19 protein-coding genes are annotated in these 20,322 nt (G+C 66.1%); 7 read left to right on the top strand and 12 right to left on the bottom strand.

Annotated features, from left to right (window positions below; all coding sequences use genetic code 11):
- Nucleotides 1–30: 30 nt before the first annotated feature.
- The 4 genes from LGY53_RS01535 to LGY53_RS01520 form a co-directional block, all read right to left on the bottom strand.
- Entirely contained in the window at nt 31–1,680 is a 1,650-nt protein-coding gene (locus tag LGY53_RS01535) for a class I adenylate-forming enzyme family protein (protein ID WP_225724832.1), read from the bottom strand.
- A 101-nt stretch (nt 1,681–1,781) separates the two neighbouring features.
- Nucleotides 1,782–2,822, bottom strand: coding sequence for an NAD(P)-dependent alcohol dehydrogenase (locus LGY53_RS01530; protein ID WP_225725650.1), 1,041 nt, complete (start codon nt 2,820–2,822; stop codon nt 1,782–1,784).
- Nucleotides 2,822–3,967, bottom strand: coding sequence for a serine hydrolase domain-containing protein (locus LGY53_RS01525; protein WP_225724831.1), 1,146 nt, complete (start codon nt 3,965–3,967; stop codon nt 2,822–2,824). Before LGY53_RS01525 ends, LGY53_RS01530 begins: the two co-directional genes overlap by 1 nt.
- A gap of 8 nt (nt 3,968–3,975) precedes the next feature.
- Nucleotides 3,976–5,337, bottom strand: coding sequence for an NAD(P)/FAD-dependent oxidoreductase (locus LGY53_RS01520; RefSeq protein WP_225724830.1), 1,362 nt, complete (start codon nt 5,335–5,337; stop codon nt 3,976–3,978).
- Between the two features lie 157 nt (nt 5,338–5,494).
- Here LGY53_RS01520 and LGY53_RS01515 point away from each other — a divergent pair, with 157 nt between their 5' ends.
- Complete coding sequence (locus LGY53_RS01515) at nt 5,495–6,130, top strand: TetR/AcrR family transcriptional regulator (protein WP_374111111.1); 636 nt, start codon at nt 5,495–5,497, stop codon at nt 6,128–6,130.
- Here LGY53_RS01515 and LGY53_RS01510 read toward each other — a convergent pair.
- Complete coding sequence (locus LGY53_RS01510) at nt 6,112–6,519, bottom strand: hypothetical protein (RefSeq protein WP_225724828.1); 408 nt, start codon at nt 6,517–6,519, stop codon at nt 6,112–6,114. The genes LGY53_RS01515 and LGY53_RS01510 overlap by 19 nt on opposite strands.
- A 230-nt stretch (nt 6,520–6,749) precedes the next feature.
- On the opposite strand from LGY53_RS01510, the gene LGY53_RS01505 reads away from it, so the two are divergent.
- Nucleotides 6,750–7,502 (top strand): DUF6319 family protein, encoded by a 753-nt coding sequence (locus LGY53_RS01505; protein ID WP_225724827.1) that lies wholly within the window; start codon nt 6,750–6,752, stop codon nt 7,500–7,502.
- A gap of 5 nt (nt 7,503–7,507) precedes the next feature.
- Here the strand turns inward: LGY53_RS01505 and LGY53_RS01500 are convergent, their stop codons facing one another.
- Entirely contained in the window at nt 7,508–9,049 is a 1,542-nt protein-coding gene (locus tag LGY53_RS01500; RefSeq protein ID WP_225724826.1) for a GGDEF domain-containing protein, read from the bottom strand.
- 640 nt (nt 9,050–9,689) lie between these two features.
- Here LGY53_RS01500 and galK point away from each other — a divergent pair.
- The 3 genes from galK to LGY53_RS01485 all read left to right on the top strand — a co-directional run bounded on the left by galK (nt 9,690) and on the right by LGY53_RS01485 (nt 12,967).
- A complete protein-coding gene (galK, locus tag LGY53_RS01495; RefSeq protein ID WP_225724825.1) occupies nt 9,690–10,805 on the top strand; it encodes a galactokinase in 1,116 nt (371 codons plus the stop codon).
- A 188-nt stretch (nt 10,806–10,993) separates the two neighbouring features.
- Nucleotides 10,994–12,703: a sodium:solute symporter family protein gene (locus tag LGY53_RS01490; RefSeq protein ID WP_374111126.1), complete on the top strand. Its 1,710-nt coding sequence runs from the start codon at nt 10,994–10,996 to the stop codon at nt 12,701–12,703.
- Between the two features lie 12 nt (nt 12,704–12,715).
- Nucleotides 12,716–12,967: a hypothetical protein gene (locus tag LGY53_RS01485; protein ID WP_225724824.1), complete on the top strand. Its 252-nt coding sequence runs from the start codon at nt 12,716–12,718 to the stop codon at nt 12,965–12,967.
- Between the two features lie 133 nt (nt 12,968–13,100).
- Here LGY53_RS01485 and LGY53_RS01480 read toward each other — a convergent pair whose 3' ends face one another.
- Both LGY53_RS01480 and LGY53_RS01475 read right to left on the bottom strand, forming a co-directional pair.
- Nucleotides 13,101–13,358: a hypothetical protein gene (locus tag LGY53_RS01480; RefSeq protein WP_225724823.1), complete on the bottom strand. Its 258-nt coding sequence runs from the start codon at nt 13,356–13,358 to the stop codon at nt 13,101–13,103.
- A gap of 62 nt (nt 13,359–13,420) precedes the next feature.
- Nucleotides 13,421–14,359: a hypothetical protein gene (locus tag LGY53_RS01475; protein WP_225724822.1), complete on the bottom strand. Its 939-nt coding sequence runs from the start codon at nt 14,357–14,359 to the stop codon at nt 13,421–13,423.
- A 190-nt stretch (nt 14,360–14,549) separates the two neighbouring features.
- Between LGY53_RS01475 and LGY53_RS01470 the strand changes: the two genes are divergently transcribed.
- Nucleotides 14,550–14,996, top strand: coding sequence for a GNAT family N-acetyltransferase (locus tag LGY53_RS01470; protein WP_225724821.1), 447 nt, complete (start codon nt 14,550–14,552; stop codon nt 14,994–14,996).
- Between the two features lie 83 nt (nt 14,997–15,079).
- Nucleotides 15,080–15,439: a hypothetical protein gene (locus LGY53_RS01465; RefSeq protein ID WP_225724820.1), complete on the top strand. Its 360-nt coding sequence runs from the start codon at nt 15,080–15,082 to the stop codon at nt 15,437–15,439.
- A gap of 65 nt (nt 15,440–15,504) precedes the next feature.
- Here LGY53_RS01465 and LGY53_RS01460 read toward each other — a convergent pair whose 3' ends face one another.
- The 4 genes from LGY53_RS01460 to LGY53_RS01445 form a co-directional block, all read right to left on the bottom strand.
- Nucleotides 15,505–16,209, bottom strand: a complete 705-nt coding sequence (locus LGY53_RS01460) for a hypothetical protein (RefSeq protein ID WP_225724819.1) — start codon at nt 16,207–16,209, stop codon at nt 15,505–15,507.
- Between the two features lie 110 nt (nt 16,210–16,319).
- On the bottom strand, nt 16,320–17,786 hold the full coding sequence (locus tag LGY53_RS01455; RefSeq protein WP_374111110.1) for a PepSY-associated TM helix domain-containing protein: 1,467 nt from the start codon (nt 17,784–17,786) through the stop codon (nt 16,320–16,322).
- 181 nt (nt 17,787–17,967) lie between these two features.
- Nucleotides 17,968–18,531, bottom strand: a complete 564-nt coding sequence (locus LGY53_RS01450; protein ID WP_225724818.1) for a hypothetical protein — start codon at nt 18,529–18,531, stop codon at nt 17,968–17,970.
- A gap of 73 nt (nt 18,532–18,604) precedes the next feature.
- Nucleotides 18,605–20,263 carry an acyl-CoA synthetase gene (locus LGY53_RS01445; protein ID WP_225724817.1) on the bottom strand — a complete coding sequence of 553 codons (1,659 nt, stop codon included), beginning with the start codon at nt 20,261–20,263 and terminating at the stop codon, nt 18,605–18,607.
- Between the last annotated feature and the right edge of the window lie 59 nt (nt 20,264–20,322).

Raw genomic sequence — 20,322 nt, 5'->3', positions numbered from 1 at the left:
ACGCCCGCACCACCACGGTAGCCCGCGTTGTCAAACCTCGATCGCCGTGCGCACCACCTTCCCGGTGGCGTTCCTGGTCAGCGGGGTGGTGGTGAGGCGCCAGCGGGCAGGCACCTTGTAGTAGGCCAGTCGTTCGGCGGTGAATTCGCGCAGCTCGGACTCGGTGGTCGCGGATTCGCTCTCGACGACGACCAGGGCGGCCACCAGCTGGCCCAGATCGTCGTCGGGCACGCCGATCACCGCGCATTCGCGCACCGCCGGATGATCCTCCAGCACCTGTTCGATCTCGACCGGGTAGACGTTCTCCCCGCCGCGCAGGATGAGATCCGAGCGGCGGCCGGACAGCCGCAGCCTGCCATCGGCGATGATGCCGATATCGCCGGTGCGCAGCCAGCGGTCGGGGGTGATCGCCGCGGCGGTGGCGTCCGGATCGTTCCAGTAGCCGAGCATGACATACGGGCCGCGCACCCAGATCTCGCCCTCGACGCCGTCCGGCGCCGGTTCGCCGTGCTCGTCGCGGATCTGCACGGTCGCGCCGATCACCGGGCGCCCGACGGTATCCGGGAAGGCGGCCAGCTCCGCCGGGCTGGTGATGGTGGCCGCGGTACTGCATTCGGTCATGCCGTAACTGGTGACGAGTACGGTGCGCGCCACCGGAATTCGCTCGCGCAGCCGCTGCTGCAGCGCCGCCGAGGACGGCGCCGAGTTCAGCGACATCCCGGCCATCGACGACAGGTCGTAGCGGTCGAGATCCGCGCCGAGCAGCCGGGTGGCCATGGTCGGCATCGCGCCCCAGTGCGTGATCCGCTCCCGCTCGATCAGCCCGAGCACCCGATCCGCGTCGAACGCGCCCTGATACAGCACGGCTGCGTCACCGCTCAACACCCGCGGCACCACGCCGTTGTGCAGGCTGGCGATGTGGAACAGCGGCGAGGTGAGCAGGTAGCGCCTGCCGCTCGGCAGTTCGGTGCGGCCGGCCATACCCGCGGCCATCGCATCGTTGAAGCGGTGATATTCGACCACCGCCAACAGATTTCGCTGGGAATGCACCGCACCCTTCGGGCGTCCGCTGGTACCGCTGGTGTACATGACGACGGCCGGATCATCCTCTGCCACCGGCGTTTCCGGCAGTTCGGCGCCGGTGTACTCGGCGATGAGCCCGGGAATATCGCGTTCCATGGTGAGCACCGGAATCCGCGTTTCCAGCTCCGCGACGAGTGCGGCGCGCTTGGCGTCGACGACCAACACCGCGGGCTCGGTGTGTCCGATGCCGTATGCGATTTCGCGCGGCGCCCACCAGGCGTTGTAGCCGACGGCGATCGCGCCGAGCGTCTGCGCCGCCCAGAAGGTCAATACCCACTCGGGCGTATTGGCGGCGAGAATGCCGATGCGGTCGCCCTTTTCGATGCCGTACCGGTCGCGCAGCCCGGTGGCCAGCGCTGCGACGGCGGCGACGTGCTCGGTGAAGGAGATGCGGCGGTCCTCGGTCACCAGGTAGTCGTTGTCACCCCAGGTCAGCGAGGCCCGAAGGACCTCGGTGAGCGAACGCCGCCGGTTGCGCATGAGCGGGGTCGGCGCGCCGAGCACCTCCTCGACGGTCAACTCGAACGGGCCGCCGGGCCCGGTGAGCCTGCCCGCCACCTCGGCGGTGAGTGCTTGCAGGTCAACCTGTTTCGTCATCGTCGAACTCCTTGCCACACCGGTATCGCTCAACCGTCCTACCGTCCGCATGCGGTCGCTGGGCAATTTCCGTGTCATATCGGCATCATCGGCGCCGCTCATCATGGGATCAGAACCGCACGGCCGGTGATATCGCCGCGCTCCAGGCGCTCGAATGCGGCGGGCCCGTCGGCCAGATCGAATTGCTCGACCTCGACGGTGATCTTGCTCGCCCGCGCGAGCGCGACCGCTTCGACGAGATCGGATTTGGTGCCGCCGTAGGACTTCCGGACCGTCGCACCCCAGGGTAGACCGGGTCCGCCCGCCGGGACCGCGGCGATCTCGGAGACGCCCCCACCCAGCCCGACCATTCGGTAAGCACCGTTGGGCGCAACCGATTCCACCGCGAGCCGCACCGTCGCGTCGACGCCGACGAAGTCGAATACCGCCTCCGCGCCGCGACCATCGGTGCGGTCCAGGATGTATCGCACGGCGTCGGCATCGCTGCGCACACATTCGTCCGCACCATAGTTCGCGGCGAGGAACAACTTCTTCGCGTCGACGTCCACCGCAATGATCCTGGCCGTCGTGGTGGACGAAAGTATCTGCACCGCAACATGTCCCAGCCCACCGATACCGATGACCACGGCCGTCGACCCGGGCCGCAGCTGTTCGCGCGCGCCCTCGATGGCGTGGTAGCTGGTCAACGCCGCGTCCGCCAGCGGGGCGGCCTGCGGGAAGTCCAGATCGCCGATCGGCACGAACGAATTCGCCGGAATCCGAATGTATTCCGCCATACCGCCGTCGGGGCCGAGGCCGGGGCACGGCGGCATCGCACCGCGTCCGGCGGCGAGGCAGACGTTCTCGTTGCCGCGCACACATTCCCGGCACTGTCCGCACGACCAGCACAGGTACACCAGCCCGCGCTCGCCGACGGTCCGTCCGGTGACGGCGCTGCCCACCGCCTCGACGGTGCCCGCCACCTCGTGACCGAGAGTGAGCGGGTCATCGCGCATCCGGAACGGCAGTCCCAGCACATACAGATCCGAATGACAGATCCCCGCCGCGCCCACCCGCAGCAACAGGTCGGCCGGGCCGATCTCGGGCACCGGAACCTCGCGCAGTTCCAGGGTGCCGGGTGCGGTCAATTGCAGCGCGCGCATCATGCCACCGCCTCGGCCGCGGCGAAGGTGGCCCGCAGATACGCATCCGCGCGCGCCGATCCGACGAGTCCGGGTTCCATCCGATTCATGGTGTAGGCGAAGGTGATTCGCCGGTCCAGATCGTTGACCACCATGGCGCCGCCGTAGCCCGCCCACCAGCAGACCCGCCCGTCCGGCACCGCGGGCGCGGTCTGCGGCTGTGGCAGTCCGTAGCCGATGCCGAAGCGCAGCGGCAGCAGCAGCGCCAGGTCGACACCGTTGGACTGCTCCTCGAAAATCAGATTGATTGTCTTGTCCGACAGGAACTTTCGTCCGTCGAGCACACCGCCGCAGGAGATCAGGGACTGTACCCGCGCCACCGATCTGGCATTGCCGTGCCCGTTCACCGCGCCGTTCTCGGCCTGCTGCCATGCGGGCGTCGCGGTTTCGGCCACGTCGAGCAGCGGGCTGGTGAGTGTTTTGACCAGGATACTGTCCTGGTCGAGCACCGAAAGATCGAATTCCGGTGTCGGCGGCGGTATCAGCGGCGCGATGCGGTGCCGATATTCGGGCCCGGTGCCGATGTGGAAGTCGGCGCCGAGCGGCTCGGCCAACTCCTCGGCGAAGAATCGGCCCAGCGAGCGTCCGGTGATCCGCTCGATCACCGTGCCGATGAGATGGCCGTAGTTGAGCGCGTGATATCCGGACGCCGTACCGGGCTCCCACCACGGCGGTTGCGCGGCGAGCCGGGCCGCGGCGGCCGCGGTGTCGTAGATATCGGCGAGCGCGATCGGCGGCTGCCAGCCGGACACCCCCGAGGTGTGACTCAGCAGATGGCGGATCTCGATACCGCCCTTGCCGTTCGCGGCGAATTCGGGCCAGTAGTGCGCCACCTTCTGATGCACGTCCAGCGCACCGCGGTCGACGAGCAGCAGCGCGCAGAGTGCCGTCATGGTCTTGGTGATGGAGAAGAGGTTGGTGAGCGTATCCGCGGTCCACGGCTCGGTGCGTTCCCGGTCGCGGTGCCCACCCCACAGATCGACGACGCGCTCGCCGTCCACCGTCACGCAGACCGAGGCGCCCACCTCCGCGCCCGATGCCAGCTGACCCGCCAATTCCGTTCGTACGCCGGTGAATTCGTCGGCACAGTAACCCTCGACAGACATCGCGGACCTCATACGCTTGCGAGTGCGGGCACGGGCAGGGCGTATCCGGCCGCGGCGGCGCGTTTCGCGCCGCGGGCCAACTCCCGCTTCAGATCCCGCACATACGGTTCGAATTCCGTTTGGATGGTATGCCGCGGCGAGTCGTAATACCGTCCGATACGGCGGTTTTCGGCGGCCCGGATGGCGGCGGTCATCTCGGCGTCGGTGGGCAGCCGGTACTTGCCCGTGAGATAGGCGGCGACGAATTTGCTCTGCTGCTCGGCGAAGTTCACCAGCGTCGGCAGCGGCTGGGCCAGCCCCATGAAGAACAGGTCCGGATATCCGGGCTTCACCATATGTTTGAAGAGCGGAAAGCGATTCTCGTTGTCCGGCAACAGATTCGGATCGGTGAAAAACGGGAAGCTGATGCGGTACCCGGTGGCGCAGACGATCACGTCCACCTCCTCGGTGCTGCCGTCGGCGAAGCGCACCAGCGGCCCCTCCAGCGCCGAGATGGCCGGTTTGAACGCGATATCGCCGCAACCGGCCCGGTGCAGGAATTCCTCACTGGCCGACGGATGCGCCTCGAACGGGCGATGATCCGGTTTCGGCAGACCGTAGAACTCCATCTCGCCGCGGAATTTCCGGACGAACCGCTGTTTGAGCCGCAGCGCCACCCTGCGCGGAATCCACTGCGGCACACTCTGTTTGTCACCGACCCGGCCGTTGACGTACTTCGGCAACACCCATACCCCGCGCCGCGCCGACACGGTCAGCTTCGCGGCGACGAACCGCTGTGACAGTTCCGAGGCGATATCCAACCCGGAATTGCCCATGCCGACCACGACGATGCGCTTGCCGCGCATATCGACGGGGTCGAACGGATCGTTGTAGGCATGGCTGTGCAGCAGCACACCGTCGAATTCGCCCGGATAGTCCGGTATTCGGGGATCCCAGTGGTGTCCGTTCGCCACGATCAGCGTGTCGTAGTCGCGGGACGTCCCGTCGGCGGTGCGCACTAGCCAGCCGCCGCCCGGTCCGCGTTCGGCGTGAACAACCTTGGTGTTGAACAGGATTCGGTCGCGCAGGCCGAAATGGTCGACATAGTCCCGGAAATACCGGAACAGCTGGGAGTGATGCGGGAAGTCCGGCCACGACGCGGGCGCCGGATAGTCCTCGAAGGCCAAGCGCCACTTGCTCGTATCGATGTGCAGCGACTGGTAGCAGGCCGACATCCCGTTCGGATTCTTGAAATACCAGTTGCCGCCGACCTCGTCGGAGGCCTCGAAGCAGTCGAACGGAATCCCGTGATCCCGCAGGCGTTTCGCGGTGGTGATCCCGGACGGTCCCGCGCCGATGACGGCGACCCGGGGGAGTGCGTGTGAAGTCATGCGGTTGTCCTCGTCTGTGACGTAGGCAACAAAATAGCAGTCACTAGACTCTATGTCTAGTGACTGGCATTGTGTCTATCGAAGGTTGAGTCATAGACTTGTGCACCGGAAGCCGCAGGACGGCAACGCTTTTCGTCGACAAGAAATGAGGTTGTCCGTGAAGGCCCCGAATGCGCGGCAGACGCCGACGCTGCGCGATGAGCAGAAATCGCAGACCAGGGCCCGGCTGCTGGACGCCGCCAAGGAACTGTTCACCGCCCGCGGCTACGCGGCCGTGCGGGTGGACGAGATCGCCGCGGCGGCCGGCGCCAGCCGCGCCACCTTCTACCTGCATTTCACCAGCAAGCTGGAGGTGTTGCGGGCGGTGGCCGAACAGGGCACCGCGCCCAGCGCGCGGCACTTCTACCAGGACCTGGACCGGGTGCTCGACACCGGTTCCCGCGCCGAATTCGTCGCCTGGATGACCCGCGCCATCGCCTGGTTCCACGAATACAAGGACCTGCTGCCCGCCTGGGACGAGGCGACCGCACTGGAACCGGAATTCCGCGAGATCGCCCGCCGCGGCATCATGTCCCTGCCCGAATCCATGACCTCGTACCTGTCCCGCTGGCCCGAGGCGCGCCGGGACGAAGCCCGGCTGCGGGTGGAATTGCTGGTGGCCCAGTTGGAACGGTTCTTCACCCGCTGGGCCATGCAGGGCACCATCGACGTCACCGCCGAACAGGCCGCCGAGGTGCTCGGCGATATCTGGTATCCGGCGTTGCAGTCGCCAGGTCAGCCGGGCAGCGCGTAATTCCCCTGCTTGCCATAGGGGCCGGTGATGGTGACGAGGGTGAACACCCCGTTGATCGGGTTGCTCAGATCGAGTTCGACCTCGACGGCCTGGCGTTTATCGGCCGCGCAATCCGGGACGCACAGGTTCCGGTCGTCGGTGCCGCGGCCGTGCGCGGACGTGTCATCCCAGCTGTCCCAGGTGATCCCGGTGATGAAATGGTTGGGATCGGCGCAGGTGATCGGAATATCGGACGGGCGAACCCTGGCCCGGGATACGCAGTTCAGCACCGCGGTGGTGCCGGAGCGCGGCACGTCGGCGCGGATCTGATGTAGAACGCAGCCCGCCGTGCCGGTCAGCGCGGGGACGGCGATCACCGAGACGGCGACGGCACGGCGGAACAGACGCATCGAACTCCTCCTCGCGATTTGTCGAAGTGGATCGGCGAGGAATGTAGCGGATAGTTCGCTGACTTGTGGGTAAACGCGCGCGACCGCCGGTCACGAACATCGATTGGCCTCCCAGTCGGTGAAAGTGTCGGTGCCTTGCGGCATCATCGGTGCACGCAGCCATCGAACGAAACCGCAACGAAAACCGCTCGGAGTGCCCCATGCCGTCGCCAAGAACGAAGCCACGCCCGTTGTCCGACACAGAGATTCAGCAGATCGCCACGCAGATCGCCGATGGCCGCCCACCCATGGTGTGGTTCACCGCGGCGGCGGTCGGGGTCCCGGAGGGCCGCTCCGGGAAGGTGATCGCGCTCGGCGACCCGTCCGTCGGCGACTTCCTGCAGGTGCGGCCGACCGGCTCGAAGGATGTACTGTCCTTTTCTCCGACCGAAGTGACGTTGACCAAGCCGCCGCGGGCGGCCGCGCCGAAGGCAGGCGCATCGAAAGCACAGCAATCCACAGCCCAGCCGAAGTCGACAACAAGGAAGGAATCCACCGTGACCCAGCCGTCGACCCTGCCGAGCACGCCCATCGAGAGCCAGGTCCGCCCGGATCTGGACACCCCGCCGATCGTGCCGAAACCCGTTCCGGCACAACCGGATCCGGCGGACGAGAAGACCGCCCCGAAGCCGGCCGCCAAGGCGGCGAAGGCGCCCGCCGCACGCGCCGCCAAGGCGAAGACGCCGGAGGTGACCATCACCCTCACCGGCACCGCCGACGGCGAATGGTCCGTCGATGTGGTGAGCGGTAAGAAGCGGGCCGTGCGCGGACTCGCCGTGCAGGGTTCCGCGGTGGCCCAGGCGGCCAAACTGCTGCATCCGGAAGTGGCCGATGTGGTTTCGGGTGTGCTGGAAGCGGCGCGCGGCGCCCAGCGCGCGAAAGTGGAACAGCTGCAGGCCGAATTGGAGGCGGCGCGCAAACTGCTCGACGAACTCGACGACTGAGCGGTTCAGACCGCCGTCTCCCGGCGCCAGATGCGGCGCCCGGAGTCGGCGGTCGGTGGGGCGTGTCTGATGTCCTCGTGGAAGGAGTAGCCGAGCGAAAACTCCTTCGCGTGATACATGGCCGAATCCGCGTCCCGGATCAGGTCGTAGACGGTGGCGTTCGAGCTGCGCGGGCTGCCACAGGCGAGGCCGATGCTGGCGGTGATCGGGATTTCGCCCGCGCTGAGTTCGAACGGTCGCACGAAGGCGGCGAGCAACCGTTCGGCAAGCAGCGCCGCTCCCGGCCGATCCAGCGGCGCGAGCACGACGAATTCGTCACCGCCGTACCGGGATACCACCGCGTCGGGCTGGATCACCCGCCGAATCCTGGAGGCCGCGTTGGCGATCAGCTCGTCACCGACCGCATGCCCGTAGCTGTCGTTCACCATCTTGAACCCGTCGAGGTCGATGAACAGCAGGGACAGCGGCTGATCGGCGCCGGGCTCGCCCGTCGTCCGCCAGGGCTCGCGGTGCCGGTTGAGCGCGCGCAGCAGGGCCGACCGATTCAGCAGTCCGGTCAGCATGTCGTGGTCGGCCTGGTACTGCGCGCGGCGCTCGCTGCGGGCGCTGCGCGCGATCGCCCGTTCGCTGCGCACCAGCACACCGATCAACAACAGCGCGAACAGTGTCGACACCACCACCCGATCCAGCGGAGCGAGGCGCGCGCCGACCACCGGCACCAGTGAGGCCACGATCAGCGCGACCGCGATGACGCTCGCCCGCTGCCGGGAACGATGCGGGTGGATGCGTCGAGGTGCGCCGAGGGCATTCATCGTCGGATGCAGTGCGGCCAAACCGACCACCGTGTACGCGAGCAGTAGCGGGGCTAGTAGCAGCTCCTTCCGGATCACCGCGGTGCCAACGGTTTCCAGGCTGTAGCCGAAATCGCCGACCAGCACCGCGAACAGGCCGAGGTGCAGCAGGCGCAGCGAGGTCTCCGAACGGGCCGAGGTGGCGACCGAATGCGCGATCAACGTCAGCAGCAGCGCGTCGCACACCGGATAGACGGCCGCGACCACCGTGGACAGCGTCGTCGCATGCGTGCGCAGGATCGGTGAGATGAGGAAGGTCCAGGAGGCGAGCAGCGCGCTGAGCCCGATCAGCGCCGAATCCAGCAGCATGTCGTAGTTGCCGCGCACCTGGCGCGGCCGCAGCCAGATCAGCGCGGCCAGGCCGAATCCGGCGTAACCGCCGAGGGTGAACGCGTCGTCGAGCAGGTGTACGGCGTGACCGCCGGTGTCGCGCAACACCGTTCCGGTGGCGAGCGAAAGCGCCGCGACCGGAAGCAGGCACCACGGCAGCGGTCGCGCGGGCCGGTGCCGCCGCACGCCGATCGCGATCATGGTCAGCATGGCGCCGAGCACCGCGAGCGTCGTCAGCAGCGAGACCAGCGGCGACGCGGCGAACAACTCGAGTCCGATCGCGGCCGCGCTTCCCCCCAGAAGCAGTGCGTAGCATCGTTTTCCGATGTTCGGCAGGCTCGTCGGCTCGCTTTCGGTCTCTGTCATCAGCCCCCCTCGGTCGCTCCGTCCCCTGTGTACCGCGCTGTGTAGTACATCGTTGAATCCGTCACTGCGACTTCGATATTCGATTGCTCATCAGGCGCCGATCGAACCGTGCGGGCCGATGAGAACCGAGCGTTGTTGTCCGAGCGGATGTTCCGATCGGACGCGGCTCGTTCGGCCACGGAAAACTGGACAACTGATCTGATCATGGCACGAACAGCCGTCCCCTGTCCCGCGCTCGGCGCAACAGGGATGCGACCCGCGCAGTGAATCGCATTGCGGGCCGTATGCTCAGGGTAGCGCGTCGCGCGGGGTGCGGGCACGGCGCGGTGAGTTTCGCTGGTGCACAGTCGAATCAAGTCGGGTTCACCCATCTTTCCGGTCGCGCCGAAACCACGTCGAGCGCGGTCGAGTGAGCTGCCGCGATCCGGGCGTCCGGTATGGCGGAAAACCGGTGCGCGGGTTGCCATCAGGCCGCTGCGCGCGGTGGTGTGAATCATAGTTGCCCACCCGATTGCGGAAACCCATTTTGCAGGTTGATCTTGCGGTTAATTCTGCGGCGGTCCGGCCGGTCGGTCGTTTACCGAAAGTCGTGCTGGCGCGGCATGTCTCGGGTCATCGGCGGCTCTCGTAGGGTGGGCCGGTGCAGACATGGGTGGCGCCAGGGCGGGTCAACATCATCGGTGAACACACCGATTACAGCGACGGCTATGTGTTGCCTATCGCGTTGCCGCTGGTGGTGACGTGTGCGGCCGAGGTGACCAGCGACGGCTTCGCCCAAGTGAGTTCGCGCCAGCGGCCCGGAGCTCCGGTGCGGGTCGCGCTCACCGAACTGGCCGCCCAACGCGACCGGCTGCCCGGCTGGGCACGGTATCCGCTGGGCGTCGTCGCCGAATTCGTGCGGCGCGGCCTGCCGATCGCCGGGGTGGAACTCCGGCTCGACGGTGCGGTGCCGATCGGTGCGGGCCTGTCCTCATCGGCCGCACTGTCCTGTTCGGTGGCGATCGCGCTGCGAGATCTGTTCGCGCCCACGCTGTCCGACCGCGAACTGATCGATATGGCGCGCGCCGCCGAGAACGATTACGCGGGCGCGCCGACCGGCGTGCTCGACCAGTCGGCCGCGATCCTGTGCACGGCCGGACATGCGCTATTCCTCGACGTGCGCCGATTCGCCGGCGCCGAAACCGGATCCGCGTACCAGCAGATCCCCTTCGACCTCGCCCGATTCGGTCTCGAGCTGCTGGTGATCGATACGGGACAGCCGCATCGTCTGGTGGACGGCGGATACGCCGAGCGGCGGGCGCAGTGCGAGGCCGCGGCCGCCGCACTCGGGGTGCCCGCCCTGCGCGATGCCGATCCGGCCGCCGTCGAGCGGATCGGCGATCCGGTGCTGCGGCGGCGCGCCCGGCATGTGGTCGGCGAGAACCGGCGGGTGCTCGCGGTCGTCGAAAAGCTGCGCGCCGGTGCGGATCCGCGCGAGATCGGGCCGCTGCTGACCGCGACCCACGACTCGCTGCGCGACGATTTCGAGGTGTCGACGCCCGCACTGGACACCGCGGTCGCCACCGCACTCGCCGCGGGCGCGCACGGCGCGCGCATGGTCGGCGGCGGATTCGGCGGCAGCGCCATCGCGCTCACCGACCGCGCACGAACCGCGACCGTCGCCGCATCGGTACGAGAAGCGTTCGCACACAATGGTTTCGAGGAACCGCGCACCTTCGTGGTGGTTCCGTCGGCGGGTGCGCACCGGCTCGATTGAATCGGCGAATCGATCGAAACGGTCGGATTCAATGCCCGATTTCGCCTCCTCGTTGCGGCACAATCACGCACAGTGAGCGGTAGCGCGCGGTCGTGCGGTCGCTGCCGCCGCACCGCGGTACCCCCGGAGGATCCAGGAGGAAAGCTGTGCTCACCCGCCCCGCCGACTTCATCGGGCTCGACGCCCCTGTGCCGCTTGCCGATTCACCCCTGCTCGCCCGGTCGACCCTGCGGCTGGATGCGGCGCCGGTCGACTATGCCCTGGTCGCACTGTATTTCGTCTTCGTCATCGGCATCGGTCTGCTGGCCAGGCAGCGGGTCTCGTCGAGTATCGACTTCTTCCTTTCCGGCAGGTCACTGCCCGCCTGGGTAACCGGTCTCGCCTTCATCTCCGCAAACCTCGGCGCGGTCGAGATCATGGGCATGTCCGCCAACGGCGCCCAATACGGTTTCCCGACCTTCCACTACTTCTGGATCGGCGCGGTGCCCGCCATGCTGTTCCTCGGCGTGGTGATGATGCCGTTCTACTACGGCTCCAAGGTGCGCAGCGTGCCCGAGTTCATGCGCAGGCGGTTCGGCACCGGCGCGCATCTGGTGAACGCGTTGAGCTTCGCCATCGCGCAGGTCCTCATCGCGGGCGTGAATCTGTATCTGCTCGGATCGATCGTGAACGTGCTGCTCGGCTGGCCGCTGTGGGTGTCGGTGATCGTCGCCGCAGTGATCGTGCTGTCCTACATCACCCTCGGCGGACTCTCGGCCGCCATCTACAACGAGGTGCTGCAGTTCTTCGTCATCGTCGCCGCGCTGCTGCCGCTCACCCTGGTGGGTCTGCACAAGATCGGCGGCTGGGACGGCTTGCGCGACAAGGTGACTCACTCGCCGGGCGGGTCCGCGCAACTGGAGTCGTGGCCGGGTAACGCACTCAGCGGATTCTCCGACAATTTCCTTTCGGTGATCGGGATCGTGTTCGGACTCGGATTCGTGCTGTCCTTCGGGTACTGGACCACCAACTTCGTCGAGGTGCAGCGGGCCATGGCGACCCATTCGATCTCGGCGGCCCGCCGCACCCCGATCATCGGTGCCTACCCGAAGATGTTCATACCGTTGATCGTGGTGATTCCCGGCATGATCAGCGCCGCGCTGGTGCCGCAGATGATCGAGTACAAGGCGGCGGAATCGTCGGGCGGGAAAACCGGTGACACCACCTACAACCAGGCGCTGCTCTATTTGATGAAGGATGTGCTGCCGAACGGTTTGCTCGGCGTCGGGCTGGCCGGTCTGCTCGCCGCGTTCATGGCCGGAATGGCCGCCAATATCTCCGCGTTCAACACGGTTTTCAGCTATGACCTGTGGCAGCAGTACGTCAAGAAGGACCGGCCCGACGGCTACTACCTGACGGTTGGGCGGCTGGCCACCGTCGGCGCGACCGTGGTCGCGATCCTGACCTCCTTCATCGCGTCGGAATTCCAGAACATGATGGACTATCTGCAAACGCTGTTCAGCTTCTTCAACGCGCCACTTTTCGCCACCTTCATCCTCGGCATGTTCTGGAAGCGGATGACGCCCGCGGCCGGTTGGATCGGCCTGATCAGCGGGACCGGTTCGGCCATCATCGTTTTTGTCCTGCACAAGGCGGATGTGTTCCACCTGTCCGGGCAGGGTTCCAGTTTCGTCGCGGCGGGTGTCGCATTCGTGGTCGATATCGTGGTGAGCGTGCTCGTCACACAGGTCAGCACCCCGAAACCCGCCGCCGAGCTCGTCGGCCTCGTCTACTCCGAAACCCCGAAATCCCGGCGCACCGACCCGGAGGCCGAAACGCTGCCCTGGTATCAGCGGCCCGTCCTGCTCGCCGGCATCGCCCTCGTCCTGGTCATCGCCCTCAACATCGTCGTCGGATAAGGGGTTCCGCCAATGCTTTTCGACATCCGCACCATCGTCGCCGCCCTCCTCGGCCTCTACGGCATCATCCTCGTCATCACCGACCTGCTCTCCGACGCCGCCAAGGAAAAAGCCAAAACCGGCGGCATCGACATCAACCTCTGGTCCGGCCTCGCCATGATCGCCGTGGCGCTGGTCTTCCTGGCCTGGACCCTGCTGCGCCCGGTAGTCCCACCCGAACCCGAAACCCCACCCGCCGAAGAAGTTTCGGACGACGTCGCGTAAAAGCTTGCCGCCGAGCTGAATTCGGCAGTTTTGAGCGGAACTCGGCTCGGCGGCAAACGTCGGAAATTACAAGATATCGGCGATCTTCTCAGTAGTAAATTGCTAGTTCAAGATTGGAACACGTCGTCGGTGTTCAGTTGGATTCCTTTATACAGCTGAACAGGTCGTCGACGGTGTTGGCAGTAATGGAGCGCGTGAACCACTCACCGAGCAGGTCAATATCTCGGCAGGCCGAGACTTTGGCGCGGTCTGCGGCTGAGATGGAGATGCCACGAATCTCCAGGTTTTTGAGGATGTGCTGTTGCGTTGTGCGCACCGCCGCCTCCTTGCGGCCTTCCTCACGGATAGCCTGGGCGGTGGGTCCCTGGAACCAGGACGGATCGACGGACACGAGTGCCTCCAAAGGTCGAGGGCCGGGGTGCCGACCAGGCCGCGTTCGATGGATTCGCGATGCTAGGCGAACACGTCGGCGATGGTGTTGGCGACGGCGGAGCGGTCGAACCATCTGTCGAGTAGATCATCGTCTTGGCAGGCCAGTATTTTCGAGCGGTCGTCTGCTGCTACCGCGATGCCACGAATCTCCAGGTTACGGAGTATGAGCTTCTTCCTGGCTTCTTCGTAGATCTGGTTCCTGGCTTCTTCGTAGACCTGGTTCCTAGCTTCTTCGTAGACCTGGTTCCTGGCCTCCTCCCGCATCTCGTCGAATAGTGCGGTTGCGATCTGTCCCTGGAACCATTCCTTCTTCACAGGCATCCGTTTTCTCCAAGGTTCAAGGGCCGGGCTGCCGACCAGGCCACGTTCGATGAGTTCGATGGTGATGAGAGCGTCGGATCTATTTTCGAGGTTTTCGAGCACCGTGGCTACCGGCTCCATTATGTCCATGACCACGGGCTCGTACGCGTGGGTGATCATCGACAGGGCGGCCAACGGCATGTCGGCTGCGACGGCCTCGATATCGGTGATGATGGGAACGTTGTCCGGCCCGAGCACCAGCGGGCGCACCTTCAGACTTGCCCAGCGTGGTGGACCAATATTCCACGGTCCGCGCGCCCAAGCCTGCACCTTCCGGTTTTGGCAGACCACCAGCAGGACCGGCGGCAGCGTGTACTTTGCACGCAGGAACGCCAGGTAGTACGCCCAGGATGCCGGTTTGTCGTTATCTTCCTTTCCCTGCGCTTCGACCAGCAGCAAGAAGGTGCCGGTAGCGGTCCGGATACGCAGGATCGTGTCGGCTCGGCGCTCCAGCGGCTCGGTCTCCGTCAGATCCGTTGAGAGCAGGTCTGTTTCGAGCGGATCGTCGAACGGGAGGCCCAGCGTCCGGAACGCGCGGGCGAAGACGCCGGGGTCGCGCTTGAATAGCTCGTGCATCGCTTCGTGTCTGGCAGTAACCATGCGGCCCAACGTAATTCGAAATCGTCGAAAACCTGTTCGATGCTAAAAGTTTGCTCGGTCAGCGTCGGCGATTCTCGCGACTCGCTAGCAAATGTCGCACGAAACGCCGAAAAGTTGGACGCTGGTACGGATCAGAGGGGAGAAGCCTTGGGCGGCAGTGGTTTCGGGCGAAGCGATTAGTGTCGAGGGCATGATCGACCGCAGGGAAGACGGCTACGAGATCGATATGGACGAAGGCCGCATCGATGTGGCGCTGGTGCATCACTGGTTGTCCACCGACGCGTTCTGGGCGCTCGGGCGCGACCGGGAGACCGTCGAACGGTCGATGGCGGGCTCACTGAATTTCGGTGTCTACGACGGCCTCGGTAATCAGGTCGCCTACGCCCGGGTCGTCACCGATCTGGCGACCTTCGCATGGCTGTGTGATGTGTATGTCGACCGTGCCCACCGCGGGTTCGGGCTCGGGGTGTGGCTGGCGTCGGCCGTCCGCGATCACCTCGCACCGTACCGGTTGAAGCGGGTGCTGCTGTCCACCCTCGACGCGCACGAGCTGTATGAGAAGGTCGGTTTCGTGCCCATTCCCGACCCGGAAAAGCTCATGATCCTCGCCCGGGAAGATGACACCGGCGCAATGTAATTCGACTGAAATCGGCCGCATCTAGCCTTCGAATCTCCGTCGGTGCCCGGGATCGGGACCGGTTCGACAACAAGGAGTTTCACGTGCTTCGTACCATTGCCGCGGCCGGCCTCGTCATCGCCGCCGGTGCCGCAACAGTGTCGGGGGCCGGCGCCGCGAACGCCGCGCCGAATTACGATCTCTGCACGGAGTCGCAATACGTCACCAGCCTTTTCACGGATCTGTTCGAACACACCCCGCCGGTGGATCGCGCGGGCGCCGCCGCCCGCGCCCAAGCCTTCGCGGCAAGCGCGCCCGCCGAAATAAAGCTCGACTCGCTGATCGAGGCATATGCGGAAACGGCGGTATTGAACGGCGCACCAAGCGATCTCGTGCTGCGCACCGATCCGGTCTTCCAGGCCTGGGGTGACGTGATGGACTGGCACACCGACCACTGCCTCTGATGGGACGAACCCCGCCCGGCTGCTGAGCCGAGCGGGGTTCGATTGTGCCGCAAGGACTTAACGCATCACTTGGCCTTGTTCGGCATCGGCGAATTGATCGTGCTGAAGTACTGCACGGCGGCGGCGATGGCCACCGGCGCGGTGATGACGAACTGGGCGGCGATGGCGCCGAGCGGTGCGGCGATGACCGCGCCGGCGAGGCAGCCGACCACGGCGGCGGGCAGGAACGGGCCGAACAGTCCCACGATGGTGCCGAGTGCGGCGACCGCACCGAGTGAGCCGCCGAGGACACAGCCGACGGCCGCGCCGCCGATGCCGCCGACGATGGCGGCGATGGACGCGCCGAGGCTGACGGTGCCGGTCATTCGGCTCCAGGCATCCTTTTCCCGGTCGTACGGCGTCTTCCAGGGGGCGGTGTCCTCGAAGGGCAGCGCGACCGGCTTGTAGGCGGCATGCGCCATATCCAGTTGCGGGGTGAGGGTGGCGGTGTGACCGGAAATGGTTGCGGCGATGGGGAATTCGAAATCGTCGAGGCGGAATTTCAGCGGCGTGCCCGCGAGCATCGCGCCGTTTCCGTCCTTGACCTTGAACACCCCGTCCTCGACAACCATTGTGCCGGAATCGGTTTCGATGATGCTCGCACCATCCGCGGTGCGCGCCGTCACACCGATGCCTCGGCCTTCGTTGATTTCGGCGGAGCTCGCGCCCGCGGCAACGCCGACCGCGACGCTCATGAACGCGGCGGCCAGGGCGAACTTCGTGATCTTCATACTCGAGATGTTCCTTAGTATTTGCTGAGGGCATGGCGGGACAACGGCCATCCTGCTCAGTCGGTCAGTCGTCCAGGTAAAGGGAAGTTATAAGTATGTAAAAGAACTCATTAAGCCGAGCGCAACCTGCCCGCTATCCCGATGACCACATCGACGGCGACGAATCCGAGCAGGCTCAACCCGACCAGCGGAACGAACCACCCGACCACCAGCGCGGCCGCCACCAACGGCAGCATCAGCCACCACGCCGACTGCCGGATCGCGCCGCGCCGCGGCGCCCGTCCGAGTGCGATGCGCGCCCCGGTCCGCATCGGCCGCCGCTGCCACCACATCCGGTAGCCGAGCACGATCACAACGAGCAGCCCGATCATGGCGGCGAGCAGCAGCAACTGGTTGGCCAACCCGAACATCAGACCCATGTGGAACTGGATGCCCCAGTTGGTCAACTTGGCCATCAGCGACCACTGCGCGTACGGCAGCCGATCGGTGACCACGCCGGTCAACCCGTTCACCGCGATCGCATCGACCGTGTATGTGCCGGGCATGCGCCGTTCCTTCACCGCGAAGGCCTGATCCGCCTTGGCCGGCACGCTGATCTCGACGGGCTGGGTGACCCCGTTGGCCCGCGCGACCGCGTACACCGTGGTCAGCTGGGCGATCCGCGCCGCGGGATCGGCGGGCGCGGTCGCGGGGGCGGCACCGTGCTCGGCATGCTCGCCGCCCGAATGCGCAACGGCCCCTTGGCTTCCCGGCAGTTTCGTACTCACCGACGGGGTGGTCCAGCTCAGCTGCTTGCGCAGTTCGGCGATATTGTCGCCCGCGTAGGTGGACCAGGTCATGCCGGTCACCGAGATGATCAACAGCAGCGGCAACACCCAAATACCAACGGCGCCATGCCAGTTGAGCGACTTACCGCGACCGCCCTGGGAACGATCCGGCACCAGCAGCCATTTCGCGGAGTTGCGGTTGCGGCGGCCGCGCACCCGCCGCCACCACAGCACCAGCCCGGCCAGCGCGATAATCCATAGCCAGGATGCGGCCAGCTCGCTGTAGATGCGGCCGGGCTCACCGAGATGCAGGTCCCGGTGCAGGTGATCGATCCAGGTCCGCAGCGGCAACGCGCCCGAACTGCCGTAGACGACGGATTCGCCGACCGGTTGTGCGGTATAGGGATTCACGAATACCGCGCGCCGCTCACCGTCGCCGAGCGTGGTGTCGCCGAAGATCACCCGGGTGGTCTGCCCGGCCTCCGGCGCGGGCGCAACGGCGACCAGCGGCAGGTCCGGCCGCTCCCGTACCGCCGCCGAAACCTGCTCGGACAAGGGCTTTTCCGGCCCCGACCCGTCGACGTACAGCAGGTCGTGCGACACGATCCGCTCCAACGTCGGCGAGATCGCGTAGAGCGCGCCGGTGACGGCGGCGATGAGGATGAACGGCGCGACGAAGATTCCGGCATAGAAGTGCAGCCGCATCGCCAGCGGATAGAGCGCTTTCGCTGAAAGTTTACGCTGTGCGGATTCCGTTGGCGGCGTGGATATTTCGGTGGACGGCGGACTCAGGTCCTCGGTAATGCTCATATCTGTTCGTTTCTCGGAGTCGACGGAACCCCGGATGCCGCTGAACAGGCCGATCTGCCTGACGTGGTCTCAGCCGACCTGTGCGGCGAACGATGCCGAACCCCCATGCGGCAGCACACAATCGCGCCGTGAAACCAGCGACCACATGAGTCGCGAGACGCGTGTGTCCGGGAATGAAATATCAGAGATGAACAGATATCGGCGGCCCGCGGGTCCGCAGCGTTTCCGCGGCGAAGATCCGCAGGATGACCCGGTCGCGATGCGCGGACCGCAGCGACGCCGGACCGATGACGGCGGGCGGGTGGTACCGCAGCGGCAACACCCGCGACAGCACCGCGCACCCGATCCGGTACGCGGCCTCCGCGCCGCGAATCAAAACGGCCGCGACAATGGCCGCCACCAGGTGTGCGGTGAGCATGGCGGGTGTCAGCTGCGCATCGCCGTGATGCATATGCCCTGAGCTGAAACCCATGGTGAGGTGGCCGAGCAGTTGCCCGCCGACCAGTGCGGCGACCAGCCCGACCGAGGTGTCACGCAGCGGCGCGAGCCCGGCGACCAGCGCCCCGATCACCGCCGCCGCGGCGGTGAGCAGGGCGAAGGTGGTGCCATCCGGTGTCATGCCACCGGAGGCCCACCCATGTGCCGCAACGGATATCGCTCCCGAGGTCGTTCCGGCGGCCGCGCCGCGCAGCCGCGCCGTCGCGCCGCGCTGCGCCGCAACCGCGCGGCCGACCTGGAAACTCACGCGCTGATGATAGCCGAAGGATTACCCGTCCCCCGGGGATGGTAGGGAGGCGGAGCCGACGGGGTGGGTGAAGTCAGTCGGCGTCGATCCGCATCTCCATGAGCGGTTTGCGGAGCAGTTTGCCGGTGGCATTGCGCGGTAGTTCGTCGAGGAAGACCACCTCGCGCGGCACCTTGTACCTGGCCAGGTTCGCCTTGACGTAATCCTTGATCTCCTGCGGATCCCGCTTGGAATCGGGTCCGGGAACGACGAATGCGCGCAGCCGTTTTCCGAATTCGCGGTCGTCGACGCCGACCACCGCGGCCTCGAAGATGTCCTCGCGACCCGCGATCAGATTCTCCACCTCCAGCGGGAAGACGTTCTCGCCGCCGGAGACGATCATGTCGTCGTCGCGGCCGTCGATGTAGAGCAGCCCGTCCTCGTCGAAGTGCCCGACGTCACCGCTGGACATCATGCCGTCGACGGTCTCCTTGGTGCGCCCGTCGGTATATCCGCTGAAGGCGAAGCCGTTGTCGACGAAGATCGTGCCGGTGACATTGGGCGCGGTGATCGGCTTGCGGTTCTCGTCGAGCAGCACGATCCGGATGCCGACGGGTGCGCGGCCCGCGGTGGTGGGCGCTTTGCGCAGATCCGCCGGGGTGGCCACGGTCATCACCGCGCATTCGGTGGAGCCGTACAGGTTGTAGAGGCTGTCGTTGAAGTGGTCGAGTGTCCGGGTGACCACGTCGGGCGCGATCGCCGAGCCGGCCGCGAAGATCACCTTGATGCTGCTGACGTCGTACTTGGCCAGCACCGTCTCGTCCAGATCCAGGATGCGCTGCAGCATCGTCGGCACCACCACCAGCGAATCCGCCCGGTACTCGGCAATATTCGCCAGGGTCTGCTCCGGGTTGAATCGGCGTTGCTGGAAGATCACCCGATTGCCGAGCGCGAGGCCGAGGGTGAATTGGGAAAGCCCGGTGCCGTGGAAGATCGGCGCGGCCATGATCATGGTGCCGTTGTTGGGCAGCGGCACCCTGTCGACGAATTGGGCCGAGGCGAACGGGCTCACCTTGTCCCGCGGCGCACCCTTCGGCGTGCCGGTGGTGCCGCTGGTCAGGATGACCATGCCGCCCGGCTTATCGGGCGCGGGCAGGGGAGCGGCGGACTGTCCGGCGATCAGTGAATCGATGGTCTCGATCGACGGGTCGGCATTGTCCTTTTTATCCACCCAGGTGAGCACCCGCGGGATCTCGGCGGGGATGGCGCTCATCAGATCGATGAATTCGCTGTCGTGCAGTACGGCCTTGACGTTCTCGCGCTTGGCGACATCGGCGAACTGGGGTTTGGCGAAGCCAGTGTTCATCAGCACCGCGCGCACACCGAGTTTGCCGGTGGCGACCAGGCTCAGCACCATGCCGCGATGGTCGCGGGCCAGCAGCGCGATCACGTCGCCGGGTTTGATTCCCTGCGCCTGCAAACCGCGGGCCAACGCATTGGACTGCTCGTTGAGCTCGCCGAAGGTCAGCTCGCCGCGCTCGTCGACGATGGCTCCGGCGTGTGGCCTGGTCTGCGCGGCGTGCATGACGACACCGGCGAACGGTCCGAATTTGAGCATGTTGAATGCGGAACGCATCGCGTGATCGGGCCGGAGCGGGTTGAACAACCGCCGCTTGACCATGACGTTGACGCTGGAGGCGAGATCGCCCGCCTTGCGGACCGAGTCATTCAGCGCAGGGAAGGACAAAGACATCGATGACAACCTTCCGCGGTCCACCCGCCGGGACTCGGGTGATTCGGACCGCAACTTCG

It is taken from the genome of Nocardia sp. JCM 34519.1 (assembly GCF_020361265.1).
Classification (GTDB): Bacteria; Actinomycetota; Actinomycetes; order Mycobacteriales; family Mycobacteriaceae; genus Nocardia; species Nocardia arthritidis_A.
This window is presented reverse-complemented; position numbering and strand designations above follow the sequence as displayed.

Coding starts and splice junctions, on each gene's coding strand:
- LGY53_RS01535 (WP_225724832.1), bottom strand. CDS start 1,680: ATGACGAAACAGGTTGACCTGCAAGCACTCACCGCCGAGGTGGCGGGC.
- LGY53_RS01530 (WP_225725650.1), bottom strand. CDS start 2,822: ATGCGCGCGCTGCAATTGACCGCACCCGGCACCCTGGAACTGCGCGAG.
- LGY53_RS01525 (WP_225724831.1), bottom strand. CDS start 3,967: ATGTCTGTCGAGGGTTACTGTGCCGACGAATTCACCGGCGTACGAACG.
- LGY53_RS01520 (WP_225724830.1), bottom strand. CDS start 5,337: ATGACTTCACACGCACTCCCCCGGGTCGCCGTCATCGGCGCGGGACCG.
- LGY53_RS01510 (WP_225724828.1), bottom strand. CDS start 6,519: ATGCGTCTGTTCCGCCGTGCCGTCGCCGTCTCGGTGATCGCCGTCCCC.
- LGY53_RS01500 (WP_225724826.1), bottom strand. CDS start 9,049: ATGACAGAGACCGAAAGCGAGCCGACGAGCCTGCCGAACATCGGAAAA.
- LGY53_RS01485 (WP_225724824.1), top strand. CDS start 12,716: ATGCTTTTCGACATCCGCACCATCGTCGCCGCCCTCCTCGGCCTCTAC.
- LGY53_RS01475 (WP_225724822.1), bottom strand. CDS start 14,359: ATGGTTACTGCCAGACACGAAGCGATGCACGAGCTATTCAAGCGCGAC.
- LGY53_RS01470 (WP_225724821.1), top strand. CDS start 14,550: ATGATCGACCGCAGGGAAGACGGCTACGAGATCGATATGGACGAAGGC.
- LGY53_RS01460 (WP_225724819.1), bottom strand. CDS start 16,209: ATGAAGATCACGAAGTTCGCCCTGGCCGCCGCGTTCATGAGCGTCGCG.
- LGY53_RS01455 (WP_374111110.1), bottom strand. CDS start 17,786: ATGAGCATTACCGAGGACCTGAGTCCGCCGTCCACCGAAATATCCACG.
- LGY53_RS01445 (WP_225724817.1), bottom strand. CDS start 20,263: ATGTCTTTGTCCTTCCCTGCGCTGAATGACTCGGTCCGCAAGGCGGGC.